This window comes from Tamlana sp. s12 (assembly GCF_016767215.1).
In the GTDB taxonomy this organism is placed as follows: domain Bacteria; phylum Bacteroidota; class Bacteroidia; order Flavobacteriales; family Flavobacteriaceae; genus Pseudotamlana; species Pseudotamlana agarivorans.
Genome location: NZ_CP068547.1, coordinates 3212456 through 3238692 on the forward strand (window position 1 = coordinate 3212456; position 26237 = coordinate 3238692).

The window sequence follows — 26237 nt, forward strand, 5'->3', positions numbered from 1 at the left end:
ATGTTAAAAAATCTATCCTTACTTTTTGTTTTTGTCATAACATTTAGCTTACAAGCCCAAGACGCTACCAAAACGGATACTACTGCTGTAAAAAAAGTAGAATTCAAAATAGATAAAGAAGCCGTGTTAACTCTAGACGGCACCATAAAAAGTTTTTATAAAGTCATTTCTGCTAAAAAGGACACGGTTAGAAACTGGAAGCAATTCAAGTATTTATTTAAAAAAGATGCTAAATTAATTCCTTGCGGAAAAGACAAAATGGGGGTTTACCACGTGGGATATTTATCGCCCGATGAATACAAGAAAAAATCTAGTGATTGGTTTAAAAACAACGGTTTCATCCAAAATGAAATTCACAGAAAAACTGAAATATATGGTAATATGGCCCACGCCTTCAGTACGTTTGAAGCCTACCATAAAACCTCAGACGAAGAACCTTTTTTAAGAGGCATTAACAGCATTCAACTTTTATACGATGAAGAGCGTTGGTGGATTATCAATATCTATTGGACCCATGAAACTTATCGCAACCTCATCCCAAAAGATTATTTGCCGCCTCGAAAAAAAATCTAGTTTTTATCTTCTAACAAGGGTACGAATCTAAATTCTCCAAATTCTTCTTGTTCGAATTCTTTTGGACCTTTTCTTGTAAACATGGTCATGATTTGCACATCATCGCCCACAGGAATGACGAGCCTACCTCCTACTTTTAATTGTTTCAATAACGGTTTAGGTACAAAAGGAGCTCCGGCTGTTACAATAATGCCATCGAAAGGCGCTTCTTCCTCCAACCCAATATAACCATCACCAAAAATTAACTTTTTAGCACGATATCCTAATTTTGGTAAAAAACGACTGGTTATTTTAAACAGTTCATTTTGACGCTCAATGCTGTAAACTCTAGCACCTAACTCACATAAAACAGCTGTTTGGTAACCGCTTCCGGTGCCTATTTCTAAAATTTTATCGCCACGTTTTATTTGAAGTAATTCCGATTGAAAAGCTACAGTATAAGGTTGCGAAATGGTTTGATCGGCCGCAATTGGAAAGGCTTTATCTTGGTAGGCATGGTCTAAAAAGCTAGAATCCATAAATAAATGACGTGGAATATTTCCTATCGCCTTCAATACATTTTGATCTTTTATGCCTTTGTTAATTAAAACATTGACAAGCTGTTGTCGTAAACCTTGATGTCTGTACGTATCTTTCAAATTGGTTGGGAGTTTGGTCTACAAAAATACGCGAAGCTGCTTAAGTGCAAAACCATTTTTTGTATTTTTATTTTTACTTTTTATCAGACCAAAAAATAAACCTAAATCCCACTATCATACTTTAATTATCTTATTTTTGTTGAAAACCTAAAAAATTATGCTAAAAGCTGGAGTACTAGGTGCAGGACACTTAGGTAAAATTCATTTAAGACTTCTTAATCAATCTGAAAAATATAATCTTGTTGGTTTTTATGATGCCAATGAAGAAAATGGTAAAAAGGTTGAAGCGGAATTTGGATATAAATTTTTCAACTCAATTGACGCGCTTATAGATGCTGTAGATATCGTTGATATTGTTACCCCGACACTTTCGCATTACGATTGCGCTAAACAAGCCATTTCCAAAGGCAAACATATATTTATAGAAAAACCCATTACTAATACCGTAGAAGAAGCCGAACACATTCGTGAACTACTGGCTGAACATAATTTACGCGGACAAGTAGGTCACGTAGAGCGATTTAATCCAGCGTTTACAGCGGTTAAAGATCATATTAAATCGCCCATGTTTATCGAAACACATCGTTTGGCAGAATTTAACCCTCGAGGTACCGATGTACCTGTGGTTTTAGATTTAATGATTCACGATATTGATATTATTTTAAGCATTGTAAAATCTAAAATAAAACACATTTCGGCTAGTGGTGTTGCCGTGATTAGCGAAACACCAGATATCGCGAACGCCCGACTAGAATTTGAAAACGGCTGTGTTGCCAATTTAACGGCGAGTCGTATTTCACTTAAAAAAATGCGTAAGGCCCGTTTCTTTCAAAAGGATGCTTACATCTCGGTAGATTTTCTAACTAAAAAATGTGAGGTCGTAAAAATGAAAGACGCCCCAGAAACTCCTGGAGATTTCGATATGATTCTTCAGAATGCTGAAGGTGTTAAAAAACAAATCTACTTTGATAACCCAGAGGTTCCAGACAACAATTCGATTTTAGACGAATTAGAAACCTTTGCTGATGCTGTAAATAACAACGAAACGCCAATCGTATCTTTACACGATGGCACCGAAGCGCTTCGCGTCGCTACTCAAATTATAAATTGTTTCTAGATGAAAAATGTAGCAGTTATAGGTGCAGGAACTATGGGCAACGGTATCGCACATACCTTTGCACAAAGCGGTTTTAATGTACAATTGATTGATGTAAATCCAGAAGCCATTAAAAAAGGCATGCAAACCATTTCTACCAATTTGGACCGTATGGTTGCTAAAGAAAAAATTACAGAAACCGATAAAACAGCTACCCTAGACCATATAAAAACCTTTACAAATCTAAGAGAAGGTGTTGCTAAAGCCGATTTAATCGTTGAAGCGGCTACCGAAAATTTAGATTTAAAACTCAAAATATTTAAAGAAATAGACGAAGCAAGCTTAGAAACAGCCATTCTAGCAACGAATACTTCATCCATTTCCATTACGCAAATCGCAGCGGCTACTTCAAACCCAGAACGTGTTATTGGCATGCATTTCATGAATCCTGTACCAATTATGAAGTTGGTTGAGATTATTCGTGGGTATAATACCAGTGACTCGGTTACTAAAACCATCATGGATCTTTCTGAAACTTTGGGCAAAGTACCAGTGGAAGTTAATGATTACCCTGGTTTTGTTGCCAACCGTATTTTGATGCCTATGCTTAACGAATCGATTGAAACCTTATACAATGGCGTGGCAGGTGTTTATGAAATCGATACCGTAATGAAACTCGGCATGGCACACCCTATGGGACCTTTACAATTAGCCGATTTTATTGGTTTGGACGTCTGTTTATCCATTTTAAATGTGATGTACGACGGCTTTAAAAACCCTAAATACGCTCCATGTCCCCTATTAGTTAATATGGTGCGTGCTGGAAAATTAGGCGTTAAGTCCGGCGAAGGCTTTTACGATTACTCGGAAAGTAAAAAAGCCGAAAAAATTGCTACTCAGTTTTTAAAATGACCTGAACTACAATATAAAAAATAATATATTTTAAGTTTTTTGTCATTTCGAAGGAAGGAGGAACGAAAGACGAGAAATCTCACTATATAGAGATTCTTCCTCATACTTCGTCTGAATGACAGCTAAACTTTAAAACCCTTGTTGCTTTTACTGCTTCAAGAAAAAAAAGCTAATAATGACTATTTCAGAAAACCTGAAACACATACAATCAACCTTACCAAAGCATGTCACTTTGGTAGCGGTTTCTAAAACCAAACCTGTAAGCGATTTAATGGAAGCTTACGATGCTGGACAACGCATTTTTGGAGAAAATAAAATCCAGGAAATGGTTGAAAAACACGAAACCATGCCTAAAGATATTCAGTGGCATATGATTGGTCATGTGCAACGTAATAAAGTGAAATACATGGCTGAATTTGTCAACCTAATTCACGGTGTCGATAATGTAAAGCTATTAAATGAAATTGATAAGCAAGCCAAAAAACACGACCGTATTATTGATTGTTTGCTTCAAATAAAGATAGCTTCGGAAGATTCAAAATTTGGCATGACACCAAGTGATGCTGAAGCGATTTTAAAATCGGAAGCCTTTTCAGCATTAAAAAACATTCGAGTAACCGGACTCATGGGCATGGCAACATTTACGGAAGATGAAAACCAAGTAAAGACAGAATTCAGCACCTTAAAATCGGTGTTTGAATCCCTAAAACACATAGAAAACGAAAACTGTAAACTGCAAACCATTTCCATGGGCATGAGTGGCGATTATCAATTAGCTATAGATTGTGGCAGCACTATGGTTCGTGTTGGAAGTAGTATATTTGGACTTCGATAGTGAATAGTGAACAGTTAATAGTTAATAGTTAAAAATGCAAAAAACAGTTTATGAGGGAATCTATTTTAAAGAATAAAAGTTATCATTTTGCTGTTTTAATTGTGAAAACTTATAAAATCATTTCATCCGAAAAGAAAGAATATACTTTATCTAGACAACTTCTTAAAAGCGGAACATCTATTGGTGCTAATATTAGAGAGGCGGAGTTTGCACAATCGAATAAAGACTTCATTAATAAAATGAGTATTGCTTTAAAAGAAGCAAACGAAACCGAATATTGGCTATTATTACTTAAAGACACTGAATTTATAAAAATAGAAGATTTTAACCTCTTAATTAACCACAACAAGGAACTGATAAAAATGTTAGTTTCTACAATCAATACCATGAAGTCTAAAATTTAGTAACTTCCAACTTTTAACTTTTAACTTTTAGTTTTTAACTTTCATCTTCTAACTTCTAACTTCCAACTTTTAACTTATAACTTATTTTTATTTGTACGCAATATTAGACATAGAAACAACGGGAGGTAAATTTAATGAAGAAGGCATTACCGAAATAGCCATCTATAAATACGACGGTCATGAAGTGGTCGATCAATTTATAAGCTTGATTAATCCGGAACGTGAAATTCAGCCCTTTGTAGTGAATCTTACCGGAATAAACAGCAATATGCTACGGAATGCACCTAAATTTTACGAAGTTGCCAAACGTATTGTTGAAATTACCGAAGATTGCATTCTAGTGGCTCATAATGCCCAATTCGATTACCGCATTCTGTGTACAGAATTTAGACGTTTAGGTTTTGAGTACGAACGCAGATCCCTGTGTACTGTAGAATTGGCAAAAGATTTAATTCCCGGACAAGCTTCATATAGCCTCGGCAAGTTAGTGCGTTCCTTAGGCATTCCTGTTACCGACAGGCACCGTGCCTCGGGTGATGCTTTAGCAACGGTGAAATTATTCAAATTACTATTGGATAAAGACACCAATAAAACCATCATTAAAAACGCTATAAAAACAAGTCCGAAACAAAAACTAGAACCTAAACATCTAGATATTATTGCTGATATGCCGGCCATTACGGGCGTTTATTACATTCACCAAGAAGATGGCGAGATTATTTACATAGGCAAAAGCAACAATATTAAAAAACGCATCAATCAGCATTTTACAAATACCAATACCAAAGCAAAACGAATTCAAGCTAAAGTAACCTCGGTAACCTACGAAGCCACAGGTAGTGAATTGGTGGCGCTTTTAAAGGAAAGTGAAGCTATAAAACGCTTAAAACCCAGATTTAATCGTGCTTTACGTCGTTCAATATTTAATTATGCCCTTTATCGTTTTGTAGACGAAAACGGTTATATCAATTTAAAAATAGACAAGGCCGATGGTCGAAAAAAAGCCATAACCACTTTTAGTAACCTGCAAAGCGGTAAAAGCTTTATTACCCGAGCCGTTGAAGAATTTCAACTCTGCCAGAAACTTGCAGGTATATACAAAACTAAAACCAGCTGTTTTCATTACGATATTAAAAGCTGTCATGGCGCCTGTATTCAAGAGGAATCGCCAGAAGATTATAACAAACGTGTGCTAGCCTTAATAGAAAAATACAGTTATGCTAATAAAAACATGGTTATTGTAGATCGCGGTCGCGAAGTTGATGAGCGCAGCGCTATTCTTATTGAAAACGGACTTTTTAAAGGCATCGGATTCTTCAACTTAAATTACCAAATTAATAATCTCGAAGTTCTCGAATCCATTATCACGCCCATGGAAAATAATCGCGATACGCAGCATATTATTCAAAGCTATATGCGAAGAAACAAGCGTTTAAAAATTGTAGTCATAGACAAATAGCAAAACCTACAATTCTTTTCTTATTTTTGATGTTATGACGACTCCTAAAAAAAATTGGAAAACCAAGCTTTTTGTTATTATCTACGGTACTAACACGCCTGCAGGAAAACTGTTTGATGTTGTTTTACTCTATACCATAATCGCTAGTATTTTACTAGTTATGTTAGAGAGCGTAAAAAGCATCGACGAGCATTATCATACGTTTTTAAATATTTCTGAATGGATTATCACCATTCTCTTTACCATAGAGTACATCCTTCGTGTGGTGACAGCAAAAAGACCTTGGCAATATATTTTTAGTTTTTACGGACTCATCGATTTACTGTCTACCATACCCAAATACATCTCTTTATTCTTTGGTGGGATTCATGCTTTGGCAGCGTTACGTGCCTTAAGATTGCTTCGTATTTTCAGAATTTTAAAACTCGGCAGGTATTTAGGAGCTTCTCATAACCTATTAAATGCTTTAAAAGCCAGTCGTGCCAAAATATCAGTATTCCTCTTTGCCGTACTCATCATTGCTGTTATTCTAGGTACCATTATGTACATGGTTGAAGGTGAAGAAAATGGTTTTACAAACATTCCTAAAAGTGTGTATTGGTGTATCGTAACCCTTACCACAGTAGGTTTTGGTGATATTGCGCCACAAACCCCATTAGGACAATTTATTGCAGCCATGATTATGATTTTAGGTTATGGCATTATTGCAGTTCCAACAGGTATCGTATCTGTAGAATACAGTAACCAAGCATCGAGCACAAAAAAAACGAACGAAAAGACGCCAGAAACACCTCAAAAAATTTGTCCCAACTGTTTGGCTGAAAGTCATCGAGAAGGCGCAAAATTTTGTTACCGATGTAGCGAAAAACTTTAGGGTCTTTTGGGCGTTACCCCGCTCTGGCGGGGTCAGGCTTTCCGCTGAAATCTTTTTAAAAAAATTGTTTTAACATCATTATTTTCCACACCCAAGCCTCATTTTTTTTGCATTAATAAATCATCTAACCAAGTTTAAAAAGGATTTCCACTTCAATCCTTAACGCGGGCGTTCAGCTGTGGTTAGAGCTTTCTTAAAAATACAGGCATAGAAATCAAATTACTAATTCTTAATCTTCTTAGGTAGTGTTGTCCTTTAGAGGTGACCACAGGGGTATTTTTAAACAGAACATCTTAAAAAGTTTCGACAAGACCAACCTTACAACAAATTCTGTAATCAGCTTTAGTATTAAAATGAAATTTCTAGACATCAATTTAAATCAAAACACAAATAGAAGTTCTCTTGTCACACTAGCCTGTCGAAGTACATTTTTAAGTTATTTTCAGAACCCAGTTCACAAATTATCTCGAAACCTTTGTGCAATCCCTTTTTCAATATAACTTTACAAAATATTTAAACGCAAACGTCATCAATTCAAAAGCCAAATATTTAATTGCTGTTGTTGGACCTACGGCCATAGGAAAAACGGCGTTAAGCATTAAGCTCGCGCAACATTTTCAAACCGAAATCATTTCGGCCGATTCACGTCAGTTTTTCAAAGAAATGAGTATCGGAACCGCGGCTCCTACCCCAAACGAACTTGCCGCAGCACCTCATCATTTCATTCAGCATAAATCCATTCAAGAAAATTACAATGTTGGTGCTTTCGAAAAAGAGGCTTTAAGTTGTTTGAATGACTTATTTCAAAAACACGATGTCGTGATTATGGTTGGAGGTTCAGGCTTATATGTCGATGCCGTAACTAAAGGCTTGGATTATTTTCCCGAAGTCGATCCCAGTATCCGAAAAAACCTGAATAAAACACTGGAAAAAGAAGGTTTAGAAGTGTTACAAAACAAACTTAAGGACTTAGATCTAAAAAGCTACAACACCATCGCGATTGACAATCCGCATCGCGTGATTAGAGCCTTAGAAATATGTATTGGCACCAATAAACCATATGCATCATTTTTAAATAAAGGCAAAGAAAAAAGACACTTCAAAACCATAACCGTTGGCTTAACCGCCGATCGTGAAATTATCTACGACCGTATCAATAAACGTGTGGATATTATGATGGAACAAGGTTTACTAGAAGAAGTGAAACGTTTGCAAGAATATCAAAGCTTAAACGCTCTAAACACGGTTGGTTACAAAGAAATATTTAATTATCTAAATGGAGAATGGCCTTTAGATTTTGCTATTTCAGAAATCAAAAAAAATTCACGCCGTTTTGCTAAACGCCAATTGACTTGGTTTAAACGAAATGAAGAAACTTTGTGGTTTGATTATTTAGATCCTTTAGATACTATGCTTAAAGCTATTGAAAAGACACAGGTTGAAACTCTAGAATAAACATCTATTGATGGAACTACTCCTCCATCTCTACCGTACTAAACTTCGCATTAACCACAATACTTTTTCCGCTGTCGAGTGACCCTGCTGAAAAAGTAGAAAGGTTTTCTTTAGCCGATTTTTTAGGATGAGAAAAGCGAGATCGTGTGCCTTTATATTGGAAATGACATGCGGTTTCAGGTAATTTTATTTTGGCGTTAGAATTTTGAAGGATCACATTAACACTAGAAAACTTATCATTAATATTTAAAATTTTCAAATCACCAATATTTCCATCAATCACAGCGCTTTTAATCAAATTATCAATGGTGATTTTAGAAGAGTTTAAATTTAAAGTCAGGTGATTCACGGCATGTAATTCTGCTTTATCTACATAATTTAATTGCAAGGCTCCAGCATTCCAGTTGGCGATATAAATTGGCGAATAAGAAGCATTGATGGAAGTTAAACTCCCATCAATACCTTGTGCTTTAAGTTTGGTATAATCTAAATCTGCTTTTAAATTTTCTACATTATCGGCAAACTCGATTTCACCATATTTTACTTTCACCTTTAACTTTGAGTTTTTAGGCATTTTTATTTTAATCGTCCTTTTAACTTTTGCATCGGCGTGCCCTTTAACCATACGTTCTATTTTACGCTGTCTATCTTCTTGCAAAATAATACGCTCTTCGGTTTGCGTGGCATGCATTCTTGCTCTTTCGGCCATTCGTCTGGCTTGCATAGCTTCCGCTCTTTTTTGCTGAGCCTCAATCCTAGCGGTTTGACTCTCCAATTGTTTGGTGATGCGCTCGCTCCAGGCTTCCATTTTTTCAGCATATTCTTCAGAGTTCATGCGTGCTTCAAACTCTTCTGCCCAAGCCTCCATTTGTTTTCCGTATTTTTCACCCCATTCTTTGCCAAACTTTTCGCCCCAAGCTTCCATTTTTTTAGCAAAGTCATCGCCATATTTCAATTCAATTTTTTTTGAGTATTTATCTAAATACTTATCACCTTCTTTTTTATACGCCTCGTAATCAAAACGTACATCGGTAATACCTTCAGGTAATTCTGGAAGCTCCGGGAGTTCTGGCAATTCTGGTAATTGAGGCATTTCAGGAAACCCAGGAGGCATTGGTGCATCGGGAACTCGTGGCACTTCAACGTGAATATCTACATCTGGAATATCGGCCAATTCATATTTTAACTCCTTTATAATGGCTTCAACAGCTTCATCATCTTCATAAGCGGTGGTATTTACCACCCAAACCTGAGGTCCGCTACCTTTTGTACTAATACGCACTTGATCGGTAGATGCATCGACATCAATATTCCAAGCCTTTAAAGCTTTTTGTAAATCTTCAGCGCTAAGTTGATCGCCTTCAATATAAGCTTCAATTTCAACGGTATCCTTATTCCAAGTATCGAAAACAATGTTACAATGACTGGTGTTCAAATCGATTTTAACATCTTTATTGACTTTAATCGCTTGAGATACTTTGGTTAATTTTTGTTGTGCAAACAAGTTTCCTGTTAGAAACAAGCACAACATGATTACAATTTTATGTTTTATGATTCTGTTCATTTTTTGATTTTTAAATGTGTTGCTGCAAGACATCCTTTTTAGTCTCAGCACTTTGTAAGTCCTTCAGTTGGCCCTTCAATCGGTACAATAAGTTTAATCGCATTTTTAAATTATCGATTAAAGCATTTATGGTCAATTCACTAGGACCTTCTTCCGTAAACTCTAAAAACAAATCTTGATAAGCTTTATCTAAAGCATCAATTTGCTCTAAATAACTATCTACCAATTCTTTGGTTTCATCAGTATAAGTCATTTTCGAGAGTTCCAAATTGATACTCGCTAAGTAATAATCCTCCACTTTTTTAAGTCCAGGAGAAATATCACCTAAAGTCTTAGTTTCAACAGGTTTTGTATACGCCACTTGAACAGGCACCGTATTTTCTGTACCACTGAAAAACTTAAAAAGGCCAAAAGTCAACCCCAAGAGCACCGTAATACTCGCCGCTATTTTAAGTCCTAAAAACCTATTCGGTTTAGGTTGCTGCGGCAAGGCCTTGTCTAGCTTTTCTAGAAACCTGACTTGATGATTTTCAGGCATTCGTTCATTACTAACTACATGATCTTTAAATAGGTCTTTAATATCTCGCGCCATTTTTTTTAAGTTTTAATAATTCTTGTAACTTCACTTTTCCTCTTGATAATTGCGTTCTAGAGGCCACCTGAGAAATGCCCAATATTTCGGAAATCTCTTGATGGTCATAGCCTTCTACTAAAAAAAGCATCACAACATATTGATATTTGTCTGGTAATTTTTCTATGGCTGTTTTTACATCAGCAAATGTAATCGCCTCGTCAACCAACCATTTGCTGTCTTTTTCGGTATCGACGACTTTGAGGTGCACCTCATCTAAAGCCACAAAATCGGCTTTTCTAGCTTTAATGAAATCGATACTTTTATTAACAACAATACGTTTTAACCAAGCCCCAAAAGTCACTTCTGCATTGTATTGATGAAGTTTTGTAAAGGCATTTATAAATGCTTCTTGTACAACATCTTCGGCATCGGCAGCATCTTTCAAAAACCGTTTAGCTACAATATACATACCATCGCAGTATTGGTTGTACAACTGCATTTGAGCCTTGCGGTTATTTTTCTTGCACTGTTCAATAATATCAATATGAAACATGCTAATGCGACTTTGTTTTTTGGTTAGTTCATATTAAAGACGATAAAAAATGGGGAGTGTTGCAAAAAGCGTTTACTTTTTTTGTCGATTTATAACAAAGCTAAATAAATCTGCGTTTGCATTTTAGTAGTCATCCCAATTAAATTATCTTTATACCCTAAAAATCTATTTATGAACACCTTTTTAAAACGTATCCTAATTCTCTTATCTATAGTGGCTTTAGGATTATTTTTATATTCTGTTTTTGTTGAAAATATTTTCGCGCCACGTTTAAGTCCGAAAGACACCGTGGAGTTTAAATTAAACGATTTAGAATTAGAAGTTTTTTATAATAGACCTTTTAAAAAGAACCGTGAAATTTTTGGAGCCTTGGTTCCTTACAATCAGGTTTGGCGTACGGGAGCAAACGAAGCGACCACTTTTGAAACCAATGAAAACCTTGAAATTAACGGTATGCCATTACCTCCAGGAAAATACACGTTATGGACGGTGCCTAAAGACTCCACTTGGACCGTAATATTTAATTCGAAACAATACAAATGGGGTGTTAATGCTGAAATGCAACCCATGTGGGATCCTAATTACGATGTGATCACTACCGAAGTTCCTGTTCAAAAATTAGATAATACGGTAGAACAGTTTACTATCGCTTTTGATAATTCTACCGACAACCTCTTTTTAACCATGGCTTGGGATGATGTAAAAATCGCCTTGCCATTGAAATAGAATATTCTTCCCATAGAAAAAAATGTTACTTTTAGACAAACTATTGGCGTGTCTAAACCTAAAAAAACATCCATTCTAGAAAATGAAGGGGTTTCAATTTCTGAAATCACAAACCCCGAGGCCATAGAGCGCTTTAAATCCAGACGTAACAAAACCATTAATGTTGATGATTTAATTTCGAGTCTTCTCAATAAAAATATATCAGCTCTTAGTCGTGCCATTACTATCGTTGAAAGCGAACATTCCAAACATACAGCACAGGCAAGTGCCATTATAAAAGCCTGTTTGCCCAAGGCTAATAAATCCATCCGTATTGGTATTACTGGCGTTCCTGGTGTAGGGAAAAGCACATTTATTGAAGCTTTTGGTCATTACTTAAGTCAGCTTGGCAAACGCGTTGCCGTACTCGCTATAGACCCCAGCAGCAGCATTACTAAAGGCAGTATTTTAGGAGATAAAACCCGTATGGAGGATTTGGTAAAAAATGAAAATGTTTTTATTAGACCGTCTGCTTCGGGTAATTCTTTAGGTGGTGTGGCAAGAAAAACGCGCGAATCTATTATTTTGTGTGAAGCCGCTGGTTTTGATGTAGTTATTATTGAAACCGTAGGTGTTGGACAAAGTGAAACTACCGTGCATAGTATGGTCGATTTCTTTTTATTACTGAAACTTCCAGGGGCTGGTGATGAGTTACAAGGCATAAAACGAGGCATCATTGAAATGGCCGATGCCATAGCCATTAATAAAGCCGATGGTGACAACCTCAAAAAAGCTAAAGTAGCGCAAACCGATTTTAAAAATGCACTACACCTCTACCCCAATAATAAATCGGAATGGCAACCCCAAGTTAGTCTTTGTAGTGCTTTGAATAAAGAGGGTATTGATGCGATTTGGCAACAGATTTTAGACTATGTTCAAATCACTTCAGCTAACAATTATTTCAACGAAAAGCGCCAAGAGCAAAATAAGTATTGGCTCATTCAGACGATTGAATCCCAATTAAAAGCAGATTTCTTCAATAAACCAGAAATAAAAGCGGCTTTGAAAGAACAGTTGCAACTTCTCGATCTTAATAAAACCACACCTTTTGCAGCTGCAGAATATCTTTTGAAACTAAAGCATTAATCTCTAGCATAGCGCTTGAGTAAAAACTGTGCAATTAAATAAAACAAGGTACCTCCAAAAACTCCAAAGGTTAATCCGCATAACAAGTCTAAAGGATAATGCACCCCAACATAAATTCTACTATAGGCTACAATTAAACTCCAAACTATTAGAATACCCATCAAATATTTGTAATATGGTTTTAACATTAATCCTGCAAAAATAGCGGCTGCCATAGAGTTTGAGGCATGCCCAGAAAAAAATCCGTATTTACCACAGCGAACAGCAATAAAACGTAACTGATCGGCAATACTAGGTTCTCCACAAGGACGTAAACGCTGGAAGCCACGCTTAAACACATTGGTTATTTGATCTGTAAAAGTGATCATTAAAGCAATAACAACAACGAGAATTAATAATGATTTTAAACCTAATTTCTTATAAATTAAATACAATAAAATGGCATAAAGCGGAACAAAGGTAAGTTCGGCTGTAATGAGTAACCAGAGCTGATCCCAGGTTTCAGACCCTAAATTGTTTAGATATAAAAAGAGCTCGGTGTCGTACTTTAATAATTCGTCAATCGTCATAAAAAGTTATTCTTCGTATTTAGCGACTTCACTATCATAAAAATCGGTGGCCAATTTAATGGCTAACTCGGTTTCACTAGCCAATTCCTTTTCGTCTTCAGCATCAAAATCTTCAAACCATTCCACCTCATCATTTTCAAGATTTATAATGAAACGCGGAAATTCGGTATGAATAACATAGATCGCATCAGGAAATTCGGTATTATCACCTAGAATAAATTTTGGAAGACTCATTTTTTATGATTTGTTGTTTGACAAAATTAACCTTTTCGTTAAATAATTAAACCTTATATACAATAAAATCGCAGCGGTGGTTAATCCGGCTAGAAGTCCAATCCAAATTCCAAAACTCCCATAAGCCTCTTCTTTACCTAAAAACCAACTTATAGGAAACCCTACCAACCAATAGGAAATAAAAGTTATTACCGTTGGAATTTTCACATCCTGTAACCCACGTAAAGCTCCCAATACAAGCACTTGAATACTGTCACTAATTTGAAATATGGCCGCTGCAATTAATAATTTGGAAGCAATACCAACCACTTCTTTATTATCGGCCAGGTTTTTAGCATCGTCAAAATCGACATATATTTTAGGCAGATACTCATGAAATACAGAGAAAAATAAAGCAAATAAAACCGCTAACAAGGTCCCCATTAAAAATAATGAAAAGGCAATGCGACGAAGTTCAAAATAGGCTTTAAGTCCTTTTTGATTTCCAACACGAATCATAGCTGCTACACTCAAACCTGTAGCCACCATAAAGGTCATCGAACTTAAGTTTAAAGCAATTTGATTGGCTGCCTGGGGGTTTTTCCCTAGTAATCCGCTTAACCAAATGGCTGCCGTAAAAATAGCTACTTCAAAAAACATTTGCATGGCACTAGGAGAACCTAGATGCAGCAACTTTTTAATCATCAATTTATCTAGTACAAAAAACTTGATATTTGTAACAAAAGCTTTCGATTTTTCTTTCCCTTTTAGTAAGTACCAGATGTACCAAACCATGAGAATTCGAGACACTAAAGTTCCATAGGCCGCTCCAACTATACCGAATTCTGGAAAGCCAAACTTTCCAAAAATCAAGACGTAATTCAATACAATATTAATCACATTCCCCACTAAAGTGGCATACATGGGGTATCGTGTCATAGACATCCCATCGCTAAATTGTTTAAAGCCTTGAAATATCACTAAGGGAATTAAAGATACGGCTACCAAATCCAGATATGGAATGGCCAGCTCAACCACCTCAACAGGTTGCTTCATGAAGTACATGAGTGGTTTGGCGAAGTAAACGATAAAAAATAAGATGATACCAATCACCGTACATAAAAACAAGCCATTTTTAAAAGCCGATTTCCCTTGTTTGAAATTATTAGCGGCATCCGATTCTGCAACCACAGGTGTTATTGCTGTTGAAAATCCGATACCTAAAGACATGGCAATAAACATAAAACTATTCCCCAAAGAAACGGCTGCTAATTCGGCTGTACCCAATTGCCCAACCATGATATTATCTACAAAACTCACAAAGGTATGACCAAGCATCCCCAACATCACTGGCGCGGCAAGTTGCCAATTGTATTTAAACTCTTTGGTGTACTGTGATAAATTCATGCTGCAAAAGTAGTCCTATTTTATGGTAAAAAAGTGACCCTAAAACAAAAAAAATACCGAGAGCTTTCACCCTCGATATTTTCATCCTCACCTTAAAAAGATTCTATTAAAATCTCCGAAATAAAATATTAATTACGATTAACAATTAATGTTTTTGAAAAAGTTGTTTGATTTCCTACAATATGAATTAAATACACTCCAGAAGGAATATGACTAATGTTTATGGTTCCACTAGCTTCTAGCTTCCCTATAAATCTACCTGTGAAGTCATAAAGTGAAATTTTTTCGTCACCCTTTAGGTTTGTAATATTTAACACATCTGAAGCTGGGTTTGGGTAAAAACTAATAGCATTGGTTTGAACCTCATCCACTGAAAGGTGTCCGCCACAAGGCATATTAGCGGCATAATCACTAGGTACTTTAATAAGTTCAATTTTATCTAAATTCCATTGCCACACATCTGCCCCTGTTGCTGTCACTTTAAAAGTTTGGGTTCCGGCATTTACCTGTAGTGGAGCACATGCAATATGTGTTCCTGGGGTCGTCCATTCACCAGTAGATTCAAAAGTATCCGTAGAAAAATCGGTACCATTTATAGTTCCAGTAATTTCAGTATTACTTCCTGGAGTTGCATAATGGTAGGTCACTTGATAAAATCCTGATTCAGGAATATTAACCTGGTACTCTGCCCAATCTCCTGTGTTTCCGTAATCAATCCATTCTCCATTGACTCTAAACCCGAATCCTGGACCTCCCCAAGAGCTATCATCTTCTGTACCGCTAGTAGATGTTAAATCTTCAGCTTCAATAATTAAACTGCTGCTAGGATCAACAAAAGTAATGACACTTGAATCTTGTAAACCACCATCCACGGCCGTAGCAGTAATCGTTACTGTACCACTTGAAATGGCTGTAACTAATCCGTTAGCATCAACGGTAGCAATATTAGCATTTGAAGTGGTCCAATTAACCGTTTTATTACTCGCATCTGCTGGTAAAACTTTGGCTGATAATTGAATAGCATCCGATGTAACCGCATAAGCAGAACTTGGAGAAACCGTTACACTTGTAATTGTTGTAGGCTGATTAATGGTTATGTCATTATCACATGTTGATATGATTGTGGTACCATTTGTCAATTCCGCACGTAATTTATAGCCCGTACCTGGTGCTGGTGCATTTGCTAAGGTGAAAGACACTGGAACCGTTTCTAAGCCTTGAGCATTTAAATTTATGGTGTTACTCGCTAAAACATCGGCACCTTTAACTAATGCAATATATAACTCACGAGCTCCATCGATATTAACGTTTGCCGTAAAGTCGATATTAGTAGTCGCATCAAAATTAGTTGGCAACGCATCACAGAAAATCGTCTCTTGTCCAGCAATTCCAACGGTAACAACAATATCATCTTTAATAGTAGTTCCTTTTACAGTCGCTGTAATTGTTGCTGTTTCACCTACTTTTTTACCAATAATGGTTCCGTTAGAAACAATTTCCACAACACTATCATCTGAAGTAGTCCATTCCACTTCTGGTGCCACCGTAGGTGTCGGTGTAAATTCTATATTCAAATCGGTATTTGTATAATGCGCTACGGTTAGGGCATCACCTTCAATTATTGAAATAGCTGTTACAGTTGAAGCTTGATAAGGCATAGCATTAATTGTGATGGTAGCAGCAATCGAGTTATCAGCCGTACTTGTAGCAGTAATTACTGTGCTTCCTGAATCGGCAACTGCTGTTACTACGCCATTTTCATCTACAGTAGCCACGGCTTCATTAGAAGATGTCCAAGTTAAACCTTTATCTGAAGCATCTTCAGACGTAAAAATAGGTGCTAACCCTAAAGTTTCACCATTCATAACATCTTCAGTAGCTGAATTAAAAGCAAGACCAGTAATCGTAGATCCGCCATTTGTTCTACCCGGATCGGTAGTCATATCGAATACCTGAATCATTAAAGTTGTAAACTCCGCTGCTTGATATCTTTCAAAAGTTACAGTGTTATTGCCATCTTGAAGATACTCAATTGGACATTCTAATTCTAATACACCAAACCATGCCCCTTTAAAGTTTCCTAATCCATATCCACGTGTATTGGCTATAAAATTATCGGCTTGTACAATAACGTCATTTCCGTTTACGGTAAGTTTTTTAATTTTCATACCAGGATTTCCATCATTAGGATTTGGAAAAAAACCACCAACTCTAATAATGGCTTCACCATGTGCTGGTTTTACTACACCAGAAACCGTTGCTGTTATACTTGGAGTTGACGCTGTATGACACAATTGTGTACCACGATCGTTTTTCGCATTTCCAGCTAATGGAGCACTCATGTACTTTGTTTCTTCCGATTCTTGATCGATAACCACATTGTTTGCAAACGTATAATCTAAAACTATGGTAGAGTTTGGTTTTAGTGTCACTTGAGCAGGTGCCGCAGTCATATTGGCAACCGTATATTGCGTGTAACCCGCATCACCTTTGAAAATATGACGTAACTCTACGTTTTCAATGTTATTACCCGCTAAACCAAACGTGTTTAGGTTTATGGACTTATTATCATCTATAGCATTATTTAAAATAACATAAACGTGTTTGCCGTTTACATAGGCATCTACTTGCACATCAATATCACTCGCTTTAGTATCAATACGTGTACCTTCAACATCTTTCCATAATTCAAAAAAGTGAATAATTCCAGACCATTCCCATCCACCAGTAGGTTCGTTCATGGTCCAAGTACTAGAATCTCCCGTCCATGATCCTTTAGGCTCCATAAGTGTTGCTCCATCATAACGCACCACATTATTACCTTCGAAGTGTGCACCCCAAACAGCTTTTACAGGCGCAAAAGGCATGCTATAAACCACATGAGAAGGACGCTCTAAAAATTGCATCATCATTTGGTTAAAAGGTTTAATGTATAGCCAGTCACGTTTTCCATCTCGCCATGCTGGTTTGTTAATCATTCCTGAGTTAACAGTACCAAATTCAGACATTATAATATCCTTTTTTTGTCCAAATAATTCATTGTCATACCACTCCATAAGATCTAACATCGCTTCTACATGACCTCCAGAACGGGTGTTGGCTTTGTCTCTTTGTGGATCTTCCTGCGGCCAATCATATAAGTGTACCCCGTAAAAATCCATATCGGCACCTGTATAATCAATAAAGCCTTGGTACATATAATCCCATTGCCACCAATCTTTAGTTCTGTTTTCCCAAGCTTTTGGCCAAACGGCTTTACCTACTCCAGGGTTTGGTATACCGCTTCCTACACCCGATAGCATGTTGTCGTACAATAAATTAGCCTCTGCACTAGAGTTATCGTACCAAAATTGACCATCGGTTCTACTTGGAATACCATCTTGTTTGTAAAAATCGAGTTGCCCTAAACACATACCACCAATTTTAGGGGCATTAGCACCTAATTTTGCACGAACTTCCTGAGCGACAAGTTTGTGATATTCCCAGTTTTTCTCCATACTGGAAACAATCATACCAAATGATGGATTCATGTAATTCATATCGGGCTCATTGTATATTTCCCAATAAGTTGGTAGCTTTTCACCAATTTGTCCAGGAGTTTGGGCGTAATAATTTGCCAAATATTTAGCTACCCAGTCTGCCGCAGCATCCGTGTCTTTTACAAACCAGCCGCCTGCACCTTTACCAAAACCGGGATGCCATGATAAATTAGGATACATAGGTGTGTGGTCATTAACCCCCATAATCATATGAGATTTACCTTCGTATTGATGACGATCGGCAAAGTCTTCAGATTCGTACCATTGTTTTAAACCATTTCCATGCACAGCCATCTGCTCTTCATTCGCCCAACCTGGTTTATTAGGGTCTTCTTCTACATAGTGCATTTTCCAGGTTGCAGATCCTGTTTCGCGACCAAAGTAAACGTCTAGGTCGTTAATTAAATAGTTTAGTTTGTCTTCATGACCTGTCCAGTCTCCTTCGGGTAAAGAAGAGTGAATCGTCATACGACGTTCACGTCCGAATCGCGATTCTCCGTCAACGGAGTGTTTCATGTTAAGATTGACATCGACATCAACCTGTGCAAATAGGCTCATTCCAATTAAGGTAAAAGTTGAGGCTAGTGCACTTTTTCTAGTAAAAAGTTGCATAAATAGTTCTGGGTTTTAGTTTTAGTTATTGTTGGTTTTATTATCGAATACAAAAATTAACACATCTTTAATTAGTAATTCACTAGTATTACATGTGAATTATTAAAATATTCGTAATTGGATAGTTGCAATATATAAACACAGTTACTTGAAGAAACAAAACTGAACTAAAAACCAACTAGACATAAACTAAACAACTTCATAAACCACTCAAAATCAATAATTTATAAACTATTCAACTATAGTTAAATTATGATAATTGAGTAAAAATCTAGAAAAGAGGGTGTAAAAACTGTGTTGTATAGGGTAACCAAAATCTTAATTTGAAAGAAAAAACACCTAAACAGTAAATCTCATGACAAATTACAAAGCATTTTTATAACTTCATTTAAGAATTATAGCAAAGAAAATGAGCGCATTAGGCAACTAAAACCGAAGTTAGCATAACAAACTTCGCAAAGTATTTCATTCCACTTAAAAAAAATGAAAATGGCAACCGTATTTCATTTAGGAAGCTAAATTAATTTTGACTAAAAAAGATTAGGCAGTTCCTTTTTTGCCAATTCATATTCGGCTATAATGTTAGCGACTATTTCAGAAACAGGCTTGACATCATGAATAAGTCCAGAAATTTGTCCGATTTCCAATTCGCCCTCAACTAGGTCTCCTTCAAACATGCCTTTTTTAGCACGCCCTCTTCCGAGCAGGGCTTTCAAGTCTTCAGCAGATGGAGACAATTTATATAGATCTTGAACCTGATTATAAAATTGATTTTTAATGAGTCTCACTGGAGCCAATTCCTTCAAGGTTAATTGCGTATCACCTTCCTTGGCATCAACTACCGCTTGTTTAAAAGCTTTATGGGCTGAACTTTCTTCACTTGCCACAAAACGACTCCCTATTTGCACGCCATCGGCACCTAAAATCATAGTAGCCAACATGGCGCTTCCTGTAGCAATTCCACCTGCCGCTATTAATGGAATGTTTAATTGCTCTTTAACCATAGGAATTAGGGTTAGTGTGGTAGTTTCATCCCTTCCGTTGTGGCCACCAGCTTCAAAACCTTCTGCAACAACAGCATCAACACCGGCTTCTTGAGCTTTAAGCGCAAATTTCACGCTACTAACTACATGTACCACTGTAATGCCACGTTCTTGTAACCAGGCCGTCCATGTTTTAGGGTTACCAGCCGAAGTAAAAACAATTTTCACACCTTCATCAATAATAATATTCATAATTTCCTGAATATTCGGATAAAGCATCGGTACGTTAACACCAAAAGGTTTGCTAGTCGCTTTTTTACATTTCTGAATGTGCTCGCGAAGCACTTCTGGATACATAGACCCGGCCCCTAGCAATCCTAAAATACCAGAATTACTAGCTGCTGAAGCTAAACGCCAACCGCTATTCCATACCATTCCTGCTTGAACGATTGGATATTTTATATTGAATAATTGTGTAATCCGATTCGTCATAGTTTTTAACTTAAGCAATAACACCAGAACCTACAAGTTCATCCTCTAAATACCAAGCTACAAATTGCCCTTCGGTAATGGCCGACTGAAAGTTTTCAAAAGACACGTATAGCCCAGTCTCAACCTTATGAAGTGTAGCTTTTTCAAGCGCTTGTCGGTAACGGATTCTGGCTTTAACAGCAAGCGTCTCACCTGTTTGTAAGGCCAAATCTTCACGAACCCAATGCAATTCATCGTTGCTAACAAACAATGCTTTTTTATACAGGCCTGGATGTTCCTTCCCTTGTCCAGTATAAATTACATTTTCTTCAACATCGGTATCAATAACAAAAAGCGGTTCTACGGTACCACCTACGCCCAATCCTTTGCGCTGCCCTTTTGTAAAATAATGAGCCCCTTGATGCTTGCCTACGATTTTACCTAGGTCTTTTTTATATTCGATTTTACGAGATAAAAACGCTAATTTTTCCTCTTCAGAATTAAATTCTGGTGTATCAACCTGATATAAACTTTGATCACTTGGAATTTCAACAATAACACCTTCTTTAGGTTTAAGCTGTTGCTGAAGAAAATCTGGAAGCTTTACTTTTCCAATAAAACAAAGTCCTTGAGAATCTTTTTTATCAGCAGTAACTAGGTCTAACTTAGTTGCTATTTCACGCACCTGAGGCTTGGTTAATTCGCCTATGGGGAAAAGTGATTTCGCTAATTGTTCTTGCGAGAGCTGACATAAAAAGTAAGACTGATCTTTATTCCCATCCACTCCTGCTAATAATTGGTAAATATCCTTACCATCTTTTTGAATGGTTCCCTTTCTGCAATAATGCCCTGTAGCCACATAATCGGCTCCTAGATCGAGGGCTATTTTCATAAAAACGTCAAACTTTATTTCACGATTACAAAGCACATCGGGATTTGGTGTACGACCTCTTTCATATTCATGAAACATATAATCTACAATGCGCTCTTTGTATTGTTCGCTTAAATCGACCGTTTGAAACGGAATACCTAATTTTTCAGCAACTAACATTGCATCATTACTATCATCTAACCAAGGACATTCATTAGAAATGGTTACCGAATCGTCGTGCCAGTTTTTCATAAACAAACCAATAACCTCATAGCCTTGCTCCTTTAGTAAGTAAGCGGCAACGCTAGAATCTACACCTCCTGAAAGTCCAATAATAACTCGTTTCATTCTTAAAAAATTAGGGCACAAAGATACATATAATTACAAGATGTTTTTCACTTAGACTTTATACCAAAATAAAGACATCCTTCTAACTTGTTAGTACGCCGTATAGTCAAAAAGCTAGAGATAAAATACTGTTTATTGATTTGAAGTAAAAAATGTAATTCATTTAACTTACATTGCAGGATCTACTTTATTAAAGAATATTCTCTATCAAGTTAAGTTTCTTCAAATTCTGAATTAAAATAACCGTAATAAGACGCTCTGTTTTCTTTTAAAGTAATTTCAATACAGATTTGACATTAAATTTTAGAATAAAAAAAAGAGCATAAAAAGTCATGCCCGTTTTAAATCTTTATTATGTTTTACACTGATTGCTTTCTAAAATAATCGACATCGTCAAAGCACTTACAATTACCGTATCAGGAACGAGCTGTATTAGTTATACTTATTTCATTTTTTTAAGTGGATGTTGATGTGTATTAAATACTGAATAAATGAAAATCGTGTCTTCTATTTTCTCGTAAATAATTACGTATGGAAATCGCTTTAATGGTAGTTCTCGAAATACAGGTTTTCTTTTTATAGGAAAATCAACATATCCACTTTTTAATGTTTCAAAATAACCTCCTAGATAATTATAAAACTCCTCGCCTAAACCTACTTGTTTGGATTCGTACCAATCAATAGCATCATAAATTTCAATTTAAGCATCTGGCTCAATTATTAATTCAAAAGCCATATTTCTTTTTAATCCCACTTTTTACATCATCCCAACTTTTACCTTTGGTTTCCCCTGCTAGCTGCTTTCTTCTGCGGTCTTCAACGATTTTATAATGTTCTTCCGAAACTAATGATGGAGAATCTATGACATTCATAGCATCGAAGATACCATCCAACGCTATTAACTTGGAATCATCTTTAATGATTCGGTTAAATCGTTCTATTAAACTATTTCTTAAATCTATCGCTGCCATAATAACAAATATTCAAAATTACTAAAACTATATTCTAACACGCCTTTACTTCGTGTATTAGCGGTAAGCACCTATACTTACAAGAATTTTTACTAGAACTTACACCAAACATAACAAACACCGATTATTTTTAACGTTTTAACAAAAAAATTAGTACAAACTTTGTAAATCCATAAAATTATTAATATATTTATAGAAGATCAGTAGGAAAAATTAAACTACTCTAATTGAATTTAATTCATTTATTAGTAGGAAAATAAAACATTTTTCATTACATTTAGAATGCTGATTTGAATTATACGTTCTAATTACAAAAAAGAAACACAAAAAAACGCTCCTAAAAAATTAAGGAAGTGTTTATAAAAATATCTCAATAGATAAGAAACACCATCTATTGAAAAAGAAAAGTTAGTTTAGTTAGTTTTGGTTTGTTAGTTTGTAGACAATATTTCAATCTTTCCTTCCTCGAATAGTTGTCTATAAAAAAAGAGCTCCTTAAGTCTAAGGAGTTTTTTTTGTGCGTTTAGGAACATAGGAAAAATTCTTTTCATCAGTCAGTTTTCCATTCTTATAAAACTTCCAAATCCCTTCTTTTTTGCCTCTTTTAAAAACACCTTCCGACACCAATTGGCCTTTCGTATCATAGGATTTATACGGTCCATGGAGTTCACCATTTTCATAATGACTTTCAGATAGCACAACACCCCTTTCAGTATACGAATAGGCCTTACCTTCTAACTTCCCATTGACATAATTCTTTCTTTCTGCAACTTTTCCATTAGGGAAATACACTAAACGCTCCCCTATTAATTCCCCAGTGCTATCATAAGTTTCTAAGGTTAGAATTTTATCGGAATGTTTTTGATAGTATTTCCAAGTTCCAATATGCGCCTTACCGTTCATTTGGCCTTCACTGATCACCTTGCCACTTGAAGTCAAAAACTTAACATCGGCTATACCTGTTTTTTCATCAAACAATTTAGTTGCACTTAAAACTGCCTTATTTTTATAATTCGTGTAAAACTTAAATAAACCAGTCTCTTTCCCATGGTTAAACGCGCCTTCATACCTTAATATCTTCGTGTTGTCAAAATTCTTCTTCCAAATACCATGGCGTTTACCATCGGCATCGAACTGATTAATCTCTTGCGCCCACATAAAACTGCTCACGAAAAACACGAAGTATACACTAAATATCTTTTTCATTTTTATCTTTTTTATCGCTTTCGCGGAATTACAATTGCAAATATTTAAACTCTTATAATAATCATTTAACACATACATAAAACGTCGTATTGTTAACTTTCTTGTACAAAAAAAGGCTTTCTATAAAGTTGTATATTTCCAGAAATCAAACTTAGCTTATCATATTTTCAAAGGATCAAAATCCAACTGATTACTTATGATGTGCCTAATAGAATCGGAACAACCTTTAGAGAGCCTCTTTAAGTTATTGATATATTATTTACGTTTTTGCTGTGCCTTTTGTTGCTGCTCAGCTTGCTCCATCATTTCCGCCATTTTCTTTTGGAAACGATTTTGTTTTTTAGGTTTCTTTTTATTCTCCTGAATTTGAGCATGAATTTTATCCTCATCCAAAATAAAGTTCTTAATCACTAAAATGATTCCGATACTAATAAGGTTTGAAATAAAGTAATACAAACTTAAACCAGAAGCATAGTTATTAAAGAAAAACAACATCATTATAGGTGAGAAATACATCATGTATTTCATCATTTTAGCCATATCAGGCATCCCCTCTTGTTGAGGCTGCGATTGCATATTTTGTCCCGTAGTTAATCGCATATAGAAGAAAATAGCAATAGAAGCTAAAATTGGAAATAAACTCACATGACTTCCATAAAACGGAATGTTAAACGGTAACTCTGCAATCGTATCATACGATGATAAATCGTCTACCCAAAGGAATGACTTTTGTCTTAAATCGAATGCCGAAGGGAAAAATTGAAACAAGGCATAAAACACAGGCAATTGTACTAAAGCCGGTAAACAACCAGCCATCGGACTAGCGCCTGCTTTGGTTTGTAAAGCCATAGTTTCTTGTTGCGCCTTCATTTTGTTATTCTTGTGCTTTTCACGGATTTCATCCAATTCAGGTTTTAAAATCTTCATTTTGGCCTGAGACAAGAATTGTTTGTATTGTACGAATGACAATAATATTTTCACCATAATCGTCATCACCACAATAGCAATTCCGTAAGGCATAAATCCGCCAAGGAAACTAAATAATGGCATGAAAATATAGCGGTTAATCCAACCAAAGATTCCCCAACCAAAAGGTACAAGCTCATCAAGGTTTCTATCGTATGCATTTAATACGTCAAAATCATTTGGACCAAAATACCAATCCATAGACTCGTTAATCTCACCACCTTGTAATGCTAAAGGCATTTTAGCAGCAAATGCTTTCGTGTAAACGGTATCAATGGTTTCGTCGTCTACTAAGTTTTCCGATTTAATATTCGCTGTTTTGAAAGCTTTATCGGTTAACAATACAGAAGAAAAGAAATGCTGTTTAAAGCCTATCCAAGTAACATCATCTAAATCTTTATCCGCATCTCTGGCACCTGTATAATTATCTTTTCCGTCTTCGTATTCGTAATGAATATCGGTATATCTATTTTCATAAGAAATACTCTTGGCGTGACGGTACCCCTTAAGTTTCCAATCTAAATTAATCTGTGATGCACTATTGATAACATCACCTAAGCCTTGAGATCGTACGGCGAAATCAATCATATAGTCACCCTCCTTAATCTCGTAACGGTATTCTAAAAATTTAGATTCCGATACCTTAAGTTTCATAGAAACGACAGTAACATCACCATTTTTACTCACTTCTGGAATAAATGGTAAGTCTTGAGTGTTTAAAATTCGGCTATCGGTAGTTCCAAAATTAATATTGAATGAAGCATTTTTATCTTGGATAAGATAAATAGGAATCGAATCGTAATTTACAAACTCTTTTAGTTGTACTTCAGACAGATATCCGCCTTTACTACTAAATTTAAGTTTAAACAAATCACTTTCAACAACGGTTTCATCGCCTTTAGATTGCATTGCAGAATAAGCAAATGCACCTAATTTATTTTTTAATTCAATTTGTTTTAAGGAATCAATCCCTGAACCCGTATTATAATCTGCCGCCGTTGTTACTGCGGTTTCTTGATCTGCATTTGCTTTTTGTTCGGCTGCAATTTGCTCTTGTTTGGCTTTTTCCTGTGCTTCAAGTTCTTCAGGTGTTGGCTGGTTTTGCCACAGCATGTAGGCTAAAATTCCGAAAATAAGTACAAATCCTATAATCGAATTAAGGTCTAATTTTTTTTCTTCCATATTTAAATTGCTGTCATTTTAGTGAATCAATCTTTTTGAGAACGGTTTCGTTTTTGAAAATGACAAAGTATTTGTTTTAAACTCTTATTGGTTAAGCAATAAACTCACCAA

General features: G+C 35.9%; 23 protein-coding genes. 10 read left to right on the forward strand and 13 right to left on the reverse strand.

What is annotated here, in order from left to right:
- Nucleotides 1-573 (forward strand): hypothetical protein, encoded by a 573-nt coding sequence (locus JJL45_RS13830; RefSeq protein WP_068601916.1) that lies wholly within the window; start codon nt 1-3, stop codon nt 571-573.
- Here the strand turns inward: JJL45_RS13830 and JJL45_RS13835 are convergent.
- A complete protein-coding gene (locus JJL45_RS13835) occupies nt 570-1211 on the reverse strand; it encodes a protein-L-isoaspartate(D-aspartate) O-methyltransferase (protein WP_068601915.1) in 642 nt (213 codons plus the stop codon). The genes JJL45_RS13830 and JJL45_RS13835 overlap by 4 nt on opposite strands.
- A gap of 157 nt (nt 1212-1368) precedes the next feature.
- Between JJL45_RS13835 and JJL45_RS13840 the strand changes: the two genes are divergently transcribed.
- The 7 genes from JJL45_RS13840 (at nt 1369) to miaA (ending at nt 8246) form a co-directional block, all read left to right on the forward strand.
- Nucleotides 1369-2328 carry a Gfo/Idh/MocA family protein gene (locus JJL45_RS13840; protein ID WP_068601913.1) on the forward strand — a complete coding sequence of 320 codons (960 nt, stop codon included), beginning with the start codon at nt 1369-1371 and terminating at the stop codon, nt 2326-2328.
- Complete coding sequence (locus tag JJL45_RS13845) at nt 2329-3219, forward strand: 3-hydroxyacyl-CoA dehydrogenase family protein (RefSeq protein ID WP_068601911.1); 891 nt, start codon at nt 2329-2331, stop codon at nt 3217-3219.
- 175 nt (nt 3220-3394) lie between these two features.
- Nucleotides 3395-4054 (forward strand): YggS family pyridoxal phosphate-dependent enzyme, encoded by a 660-nt coding sequence (locus tag JJL45_RS13850; RefSeq protein WP_068601909.1) that lies wholly within the window; start codon nt 3395-3397, stop codon nt 4052-4054.
- Between the two features lie 50 nt (nt 4055-4104).
- Nucleotides 4105-4458, forward strand: a complete 354-nt coding sequence (locus JJL45_RS13855; protein ID WP_068601907.1) for a four helix bundle protein — start codon at nt 4105-4107, stop codon at nt 4456-4458.
- Nucleotides 4459-4549: 91 nt separating this feature from the next.
- Complete coding sequence (locus tag JJL45_RS13860; RefSeq protein ID WP_068601905.1) at nt 4550-5917, forward strand: exonuclease domain-containing protein; 1368 nt, start codon at nt 4550-4552, stop codon at nt 5915-5917.
- A gap of 34 nt (nt 5918-5951) precedes the next feature.
- Nucleotides 5952-6791 carry an ion transporter gene (locus JJL45_RS13865; protein WP_068601903.1) on the forward strand — a complete coding sequence of 280 codons (840 nt, stop codon included), beginning with the start codon at nt 5952-5954 and terminating at the stop codon, nt 6789-6791.
- A 528-nt stretch (nt 6792-7319) separates the two neighbouring features.
- Nucleotides 7320-8246: a tRNA (adenosine(37)-N6)-dimethylallyltransferase MiaA gene (gene miaA / locus JJL45_RS13870; protein ID WP_068602461.1), complete on the forward strand. Its 927-nt coding sequence runs from the start codon at nt 7320-7322 to the stop codon at nt 8244-8246.
- Nucleotides 8247-8262: 16 nt separating this feature from the next.
- Here miaA and JJL45_RS13875 read toward each other — a convergent pair whose 3' ends face one another.
- Genes JJL45_RS13875 through JJL45_RS13885 form a run of 3 tightly spaced genes read right to left on the reverse strand, consistent with a single transcriptional unit; the run spans nt 8263 to nt 10937 of the window.
- A complete protein-coding gene (locus JJL45_RS13875) occupies nt 8263-9810 on the reverse strand; it encodes a DUF4097 family beta strand repeat-containing protein (RefSeq protein WP_068601901.1) in 1548 nt (515 codons plus the stop codon).
- 10 nt (nt 9811-9820) lie between these two features.
- The gene (locus JJL45_RS13880) at nt 9821-10402 is read right to left on the reverse strand and encodes a hypothetical protein (protein WP_068601899.1); all 582 of its coding nucleotides are present in this window, start codon (nt 10400-10402) and stop codon (nt 9821-9823) included.
- Nucleotides 10386-10937: an RNA polymerase sigma factor gene (locus tag JJL45_RS13885; protein WP_068601897.1), complete on the reverse strand. Its 552-nt coding sequence runs from the start codon at nt 10935-10937 to the stop codon at nt 10386-10388. The genes JJL45_RS13880 and JJL45_RS13885 overlap by 17 nt, the downstream gene beginning before the upstream one ends.
- A 171-nt stretch (nt 10938-11108) precedes the next feature.
- Here JJL45_RS13885 and JJL45_RS13890 point away from each other — a divergent pair, with 171 nt between their 5' ends.
- Both JJL45_RS13890 and meaB read left to right on the forward strand, forming a co-directional pair.
- A complete protein-coding gene (locus JJL45_RS13890) occupies nt 11109-11663 on the forward strand; it encodes a DUF2911 domain-containing protein (protein ID WP_068601896.1) in 555 nt (184 codons plus the stop codon).
- Between the two features lie 48 nt (nt 11664-11711).
- On the forward strand, nt 11712-12788 hold the full coding sequence (meaB, locus tag JJL45_RS13895) for a methylmalonyl Co-A mutase-associated GTPase MeaB (RefSeq protein WP_068601894.1): 1077 nt from the start codon (nt 11712-11714) through the stop codon (nt 12786-12788).
- Here meaB and JJL45_RS13900 read toward each other — a convergent pair.
- The 9 genes from JJL45_RS13900 to yidC all read right to left on the reverse strand — a co-directional run bounded on the left by JJL45_RS13900 (nt 12785) and on the right by yidC (nt 26126).
- Nucleotides 12785-13357: a phosphatase PAP2 family protein gene (locus tag JJL45_RS13900; RefSeq protein ID WP_068601892.1), complete on the reverse strand. Its 573-nt coding sequence runs from the start codon at nt 13355-13357 to the stop codon at nt 12785-12787. The genes meaB and JJL45_RS13900 overlap by 4 nt on opposite strands.
- A gap of 6 nt (nt 13358-13363) precedes the next feature.
- The gene (locus tag JJL45_RS13905; protein WP_068601890.1) at nt 13364-13591 is read right to left on the reverse strand and encodes a hypothetical protein; all 228 of its coding nucleotides are present in this window, start codon (nt 13589-13591) and stop codon (nt 13364-13366) included.
- A 3-nt stretch (nt 13592-13594) separates the two neighbouring features.
- Nucleotides 13595-14977, reverse strand: coding sequence for an MATE family efflux transporter (locus JJL45_RS13910; RefSeq protein WP_068601887.1), 1383 nt, complete (start codon nt 14975-14977; stop codon nt 13595-13597).
- Nucleotides 14978-15105: 128 nt separating this feature from the next.
- Entirely contained in the window at nt 15106-19128 is a 4023-nt protein-coding gene (locus JJL45_RS13915; protein WP_082935850.1) for an Ig-like domain-containing protein, read from the reverse strand.
- Nucleotides 19129-19658: 530 nt separating this feature from the next.
- Nucleotides 19659-20603: an NAD(P)H-dependent flavin oxidoreductase gene (locus JJL45_RS13920; protein ID WP_068602460.1), complete on the reverse strand. Its 945-nt coding sequence runs from the start codon at nt 20601-20603 to the stop codon at nt 19659-19661.
- Between the two features lie 10 nt (nt 20604-20613).
- The gene (gene mnmA / locus JJL45_RS13925) at nt 20614-21801 is read right to left on the reverse strand and encodes a tRNA 2-thiouridine(34) synthase MnmA (protein ID WP_068601884.1); all 1188 of its coding nucleotides are present in this window, start codon (nt 21799-21801) and stop codon (nt 20614-20616) included.
- Nucleotides 21802-22526: 725 nt separating this feature from the next.
- A complete protein-coding gene (locus JJL45_RS13930) occupies nt 22527-22772 on the reverse strand; it encodes a hypothetical protein (RefSeq protein WP_068601881.1) in 246 nt (81 codons plus the stop codon).
- Between the two features lie 501 nt (nt 22773-23273).
- Entirely contained in the window at nt 23274-23978 is a 705-nt protein-coding gene (locus JJL45_RS13935; protein ID WP_068602459.1) for a toxin-antitoxin system YwqK family antitoxin, read from the reverse strand.
- Nucleotides 23979-24233: 255 nt separating this feature from the next.
- Nucleotides 24234-26126: a membrane protein insertase YidC gene (gene yidC, locus JJL45_RS13940; RefSeq protein ID WP_068601879.1), complete on the reverse strand. Its 1893-nt coding sequence runs from the start codon at nt 26124-26126 to the stop codon at nt 24234-24236.
- Between the last annotated feature and the right edge of the window lie 111 nt (nt 26127-26237).

What these genes read in the sequence shown, in the direction of transcription:
- JJL45_RS13830 (WP_068601916.1), top strand. Translation starts at nt 1, where the DNA reads ATGTTAAAAAATCTATCCTTACTTTTTGTTTTTGTCATAACATTTAGC.
- JJL45_RS13840 (WP_068601913.1), top strand. Translation starts at nt 1,369, where the DNA reads ATGCTAAAAGCTGGAGTACTAGGTGCAGGACACTTAGGTAAAATTCAT.
- JJL45_RS13845 (WP_068601911.1), top strand. Translation starts at nt 2,329, where the DNA reads ATGAAAAATGTAGCAGTTATAGGTGCAGGAACTATGGGCAACGGTATC.
- JJL45_RS13850 (WP_068601909.1), top strand. Translation starts at nt 3,395, where the DNA reads ATGACTATTTCAGAAAACCTGAAACACATACAATCAACCTTACCAAAG.
- JJL45_RS13855 (WP_068601907.1), top strand. Translation starts at nt 4,105, where the DNA reads ATGAGGGAATCTATTTTAAAGAATAAAAGTTATCATTTTGCTGTTTTA.
- JJL45_RS13865 (WP_068601903.1), top strand. Translation starts at nt 5,952, where the DNA reads ATGACGACTCCTAAAAAAAATTGGAAAACCAAGCTTTTTGTTATTATC.
- JJL45_RS13875 (WP_068601901.1), bottom strand. Translation starts at nt 9,810, where the DNA reads ATGAACAGAATCATAAAACATAAAATTGTAATCATGTTGTGCTTGTTT.
- JJL45_RS13880 (WP_068601899.1), bottom strand. Translation starts at nt 10,402, where the DNA reads ATGGCGCGAGATATTAAAGACCTATTTAAAGATCATGTAGTTAGTAAT.
- JJL45_RS13885 (WP_068601897.1), bottom strand. Translation starts at nt 10,937, where the DNA reads ATGTTTCATATTGATATTATTGAACAGTGCAAGAAAAATAACCGCAAG.
- JJL45_RS13890 (WP_068601896.1), top strand. Translation starts at nt 11,109, where the DNA reads ATGAACACCTTTTTAAAACGTATCCTAATTCTCTTATCTATAGTGGCT.
- JJL45_RS13900 (WP_068601892.1), bottom strand. Translation starts at nt 13,357, where the DNA reads ATGACGATTGACGAATTATTAAAGTACGACACCGAGCTCTTTTTATAT.
- JJL45_RS13905 (WP_068601890.1), bottom strand. Translation starts at nt 13,591, where the DNA reads ATGAGTCTTCCAAAATTTATTCTAGGTGATAATACCGAATTTCCTGAT.
- JJL45_RS13910 (WP_068601887.1), bottom strand. Translation starts at nt 14,977, where the DNA reads ATGAATTTATCACAGTACACCAAAGAGTTTAAATACAATTGGCAACTT.
- JJL45_RS13915 (WP_082935850.1), bottom strand. Translation starts at nt 19,128, where the DNA reads ATGCAACTTTTTACTAGAAAAAGTGCACTAGCCTCAACTTTTACCTTA.
- JJL45_RS13920 (WP_068602460.1), bottom strand. Translation starts at nt 20,603, where the DNA reads ATGACGAATCGGATTACACAATTATTCAATATAAAATATCCAATCGTT.
- mnmA (WP_068601884.1), bottom strand. Translation starts at nt 21,801, where the DNA reads ATGAAACGAGTTATTATTGGACTTTCAGGAGGTGTAGATTCTAGCGTT.
- JJL45_RS13930 (WP_068601881.1), bottom strand. Translation starts at nt 22,772, where the DNA reads ATGGCAGCGATAGATTTAAGAAATAGTTTAATAGAACGATTTAACCGA.
- JJL45_RS13935 (WP_068602459.1), bottom strand. Translation starts at nt 23,978, where the DNA reads ATGAAAAAGATATTTAGTGTATACTTCGTGTTTTTCGTGAGCAGTTTT.
- yidC (WP_068601879.1), bottom strand. Translation starts at nt 26,126, where the DNA reads ATGGAAGAAAAAAAATTAGACCTTAATTCGATTATAGGATTTGTACTT.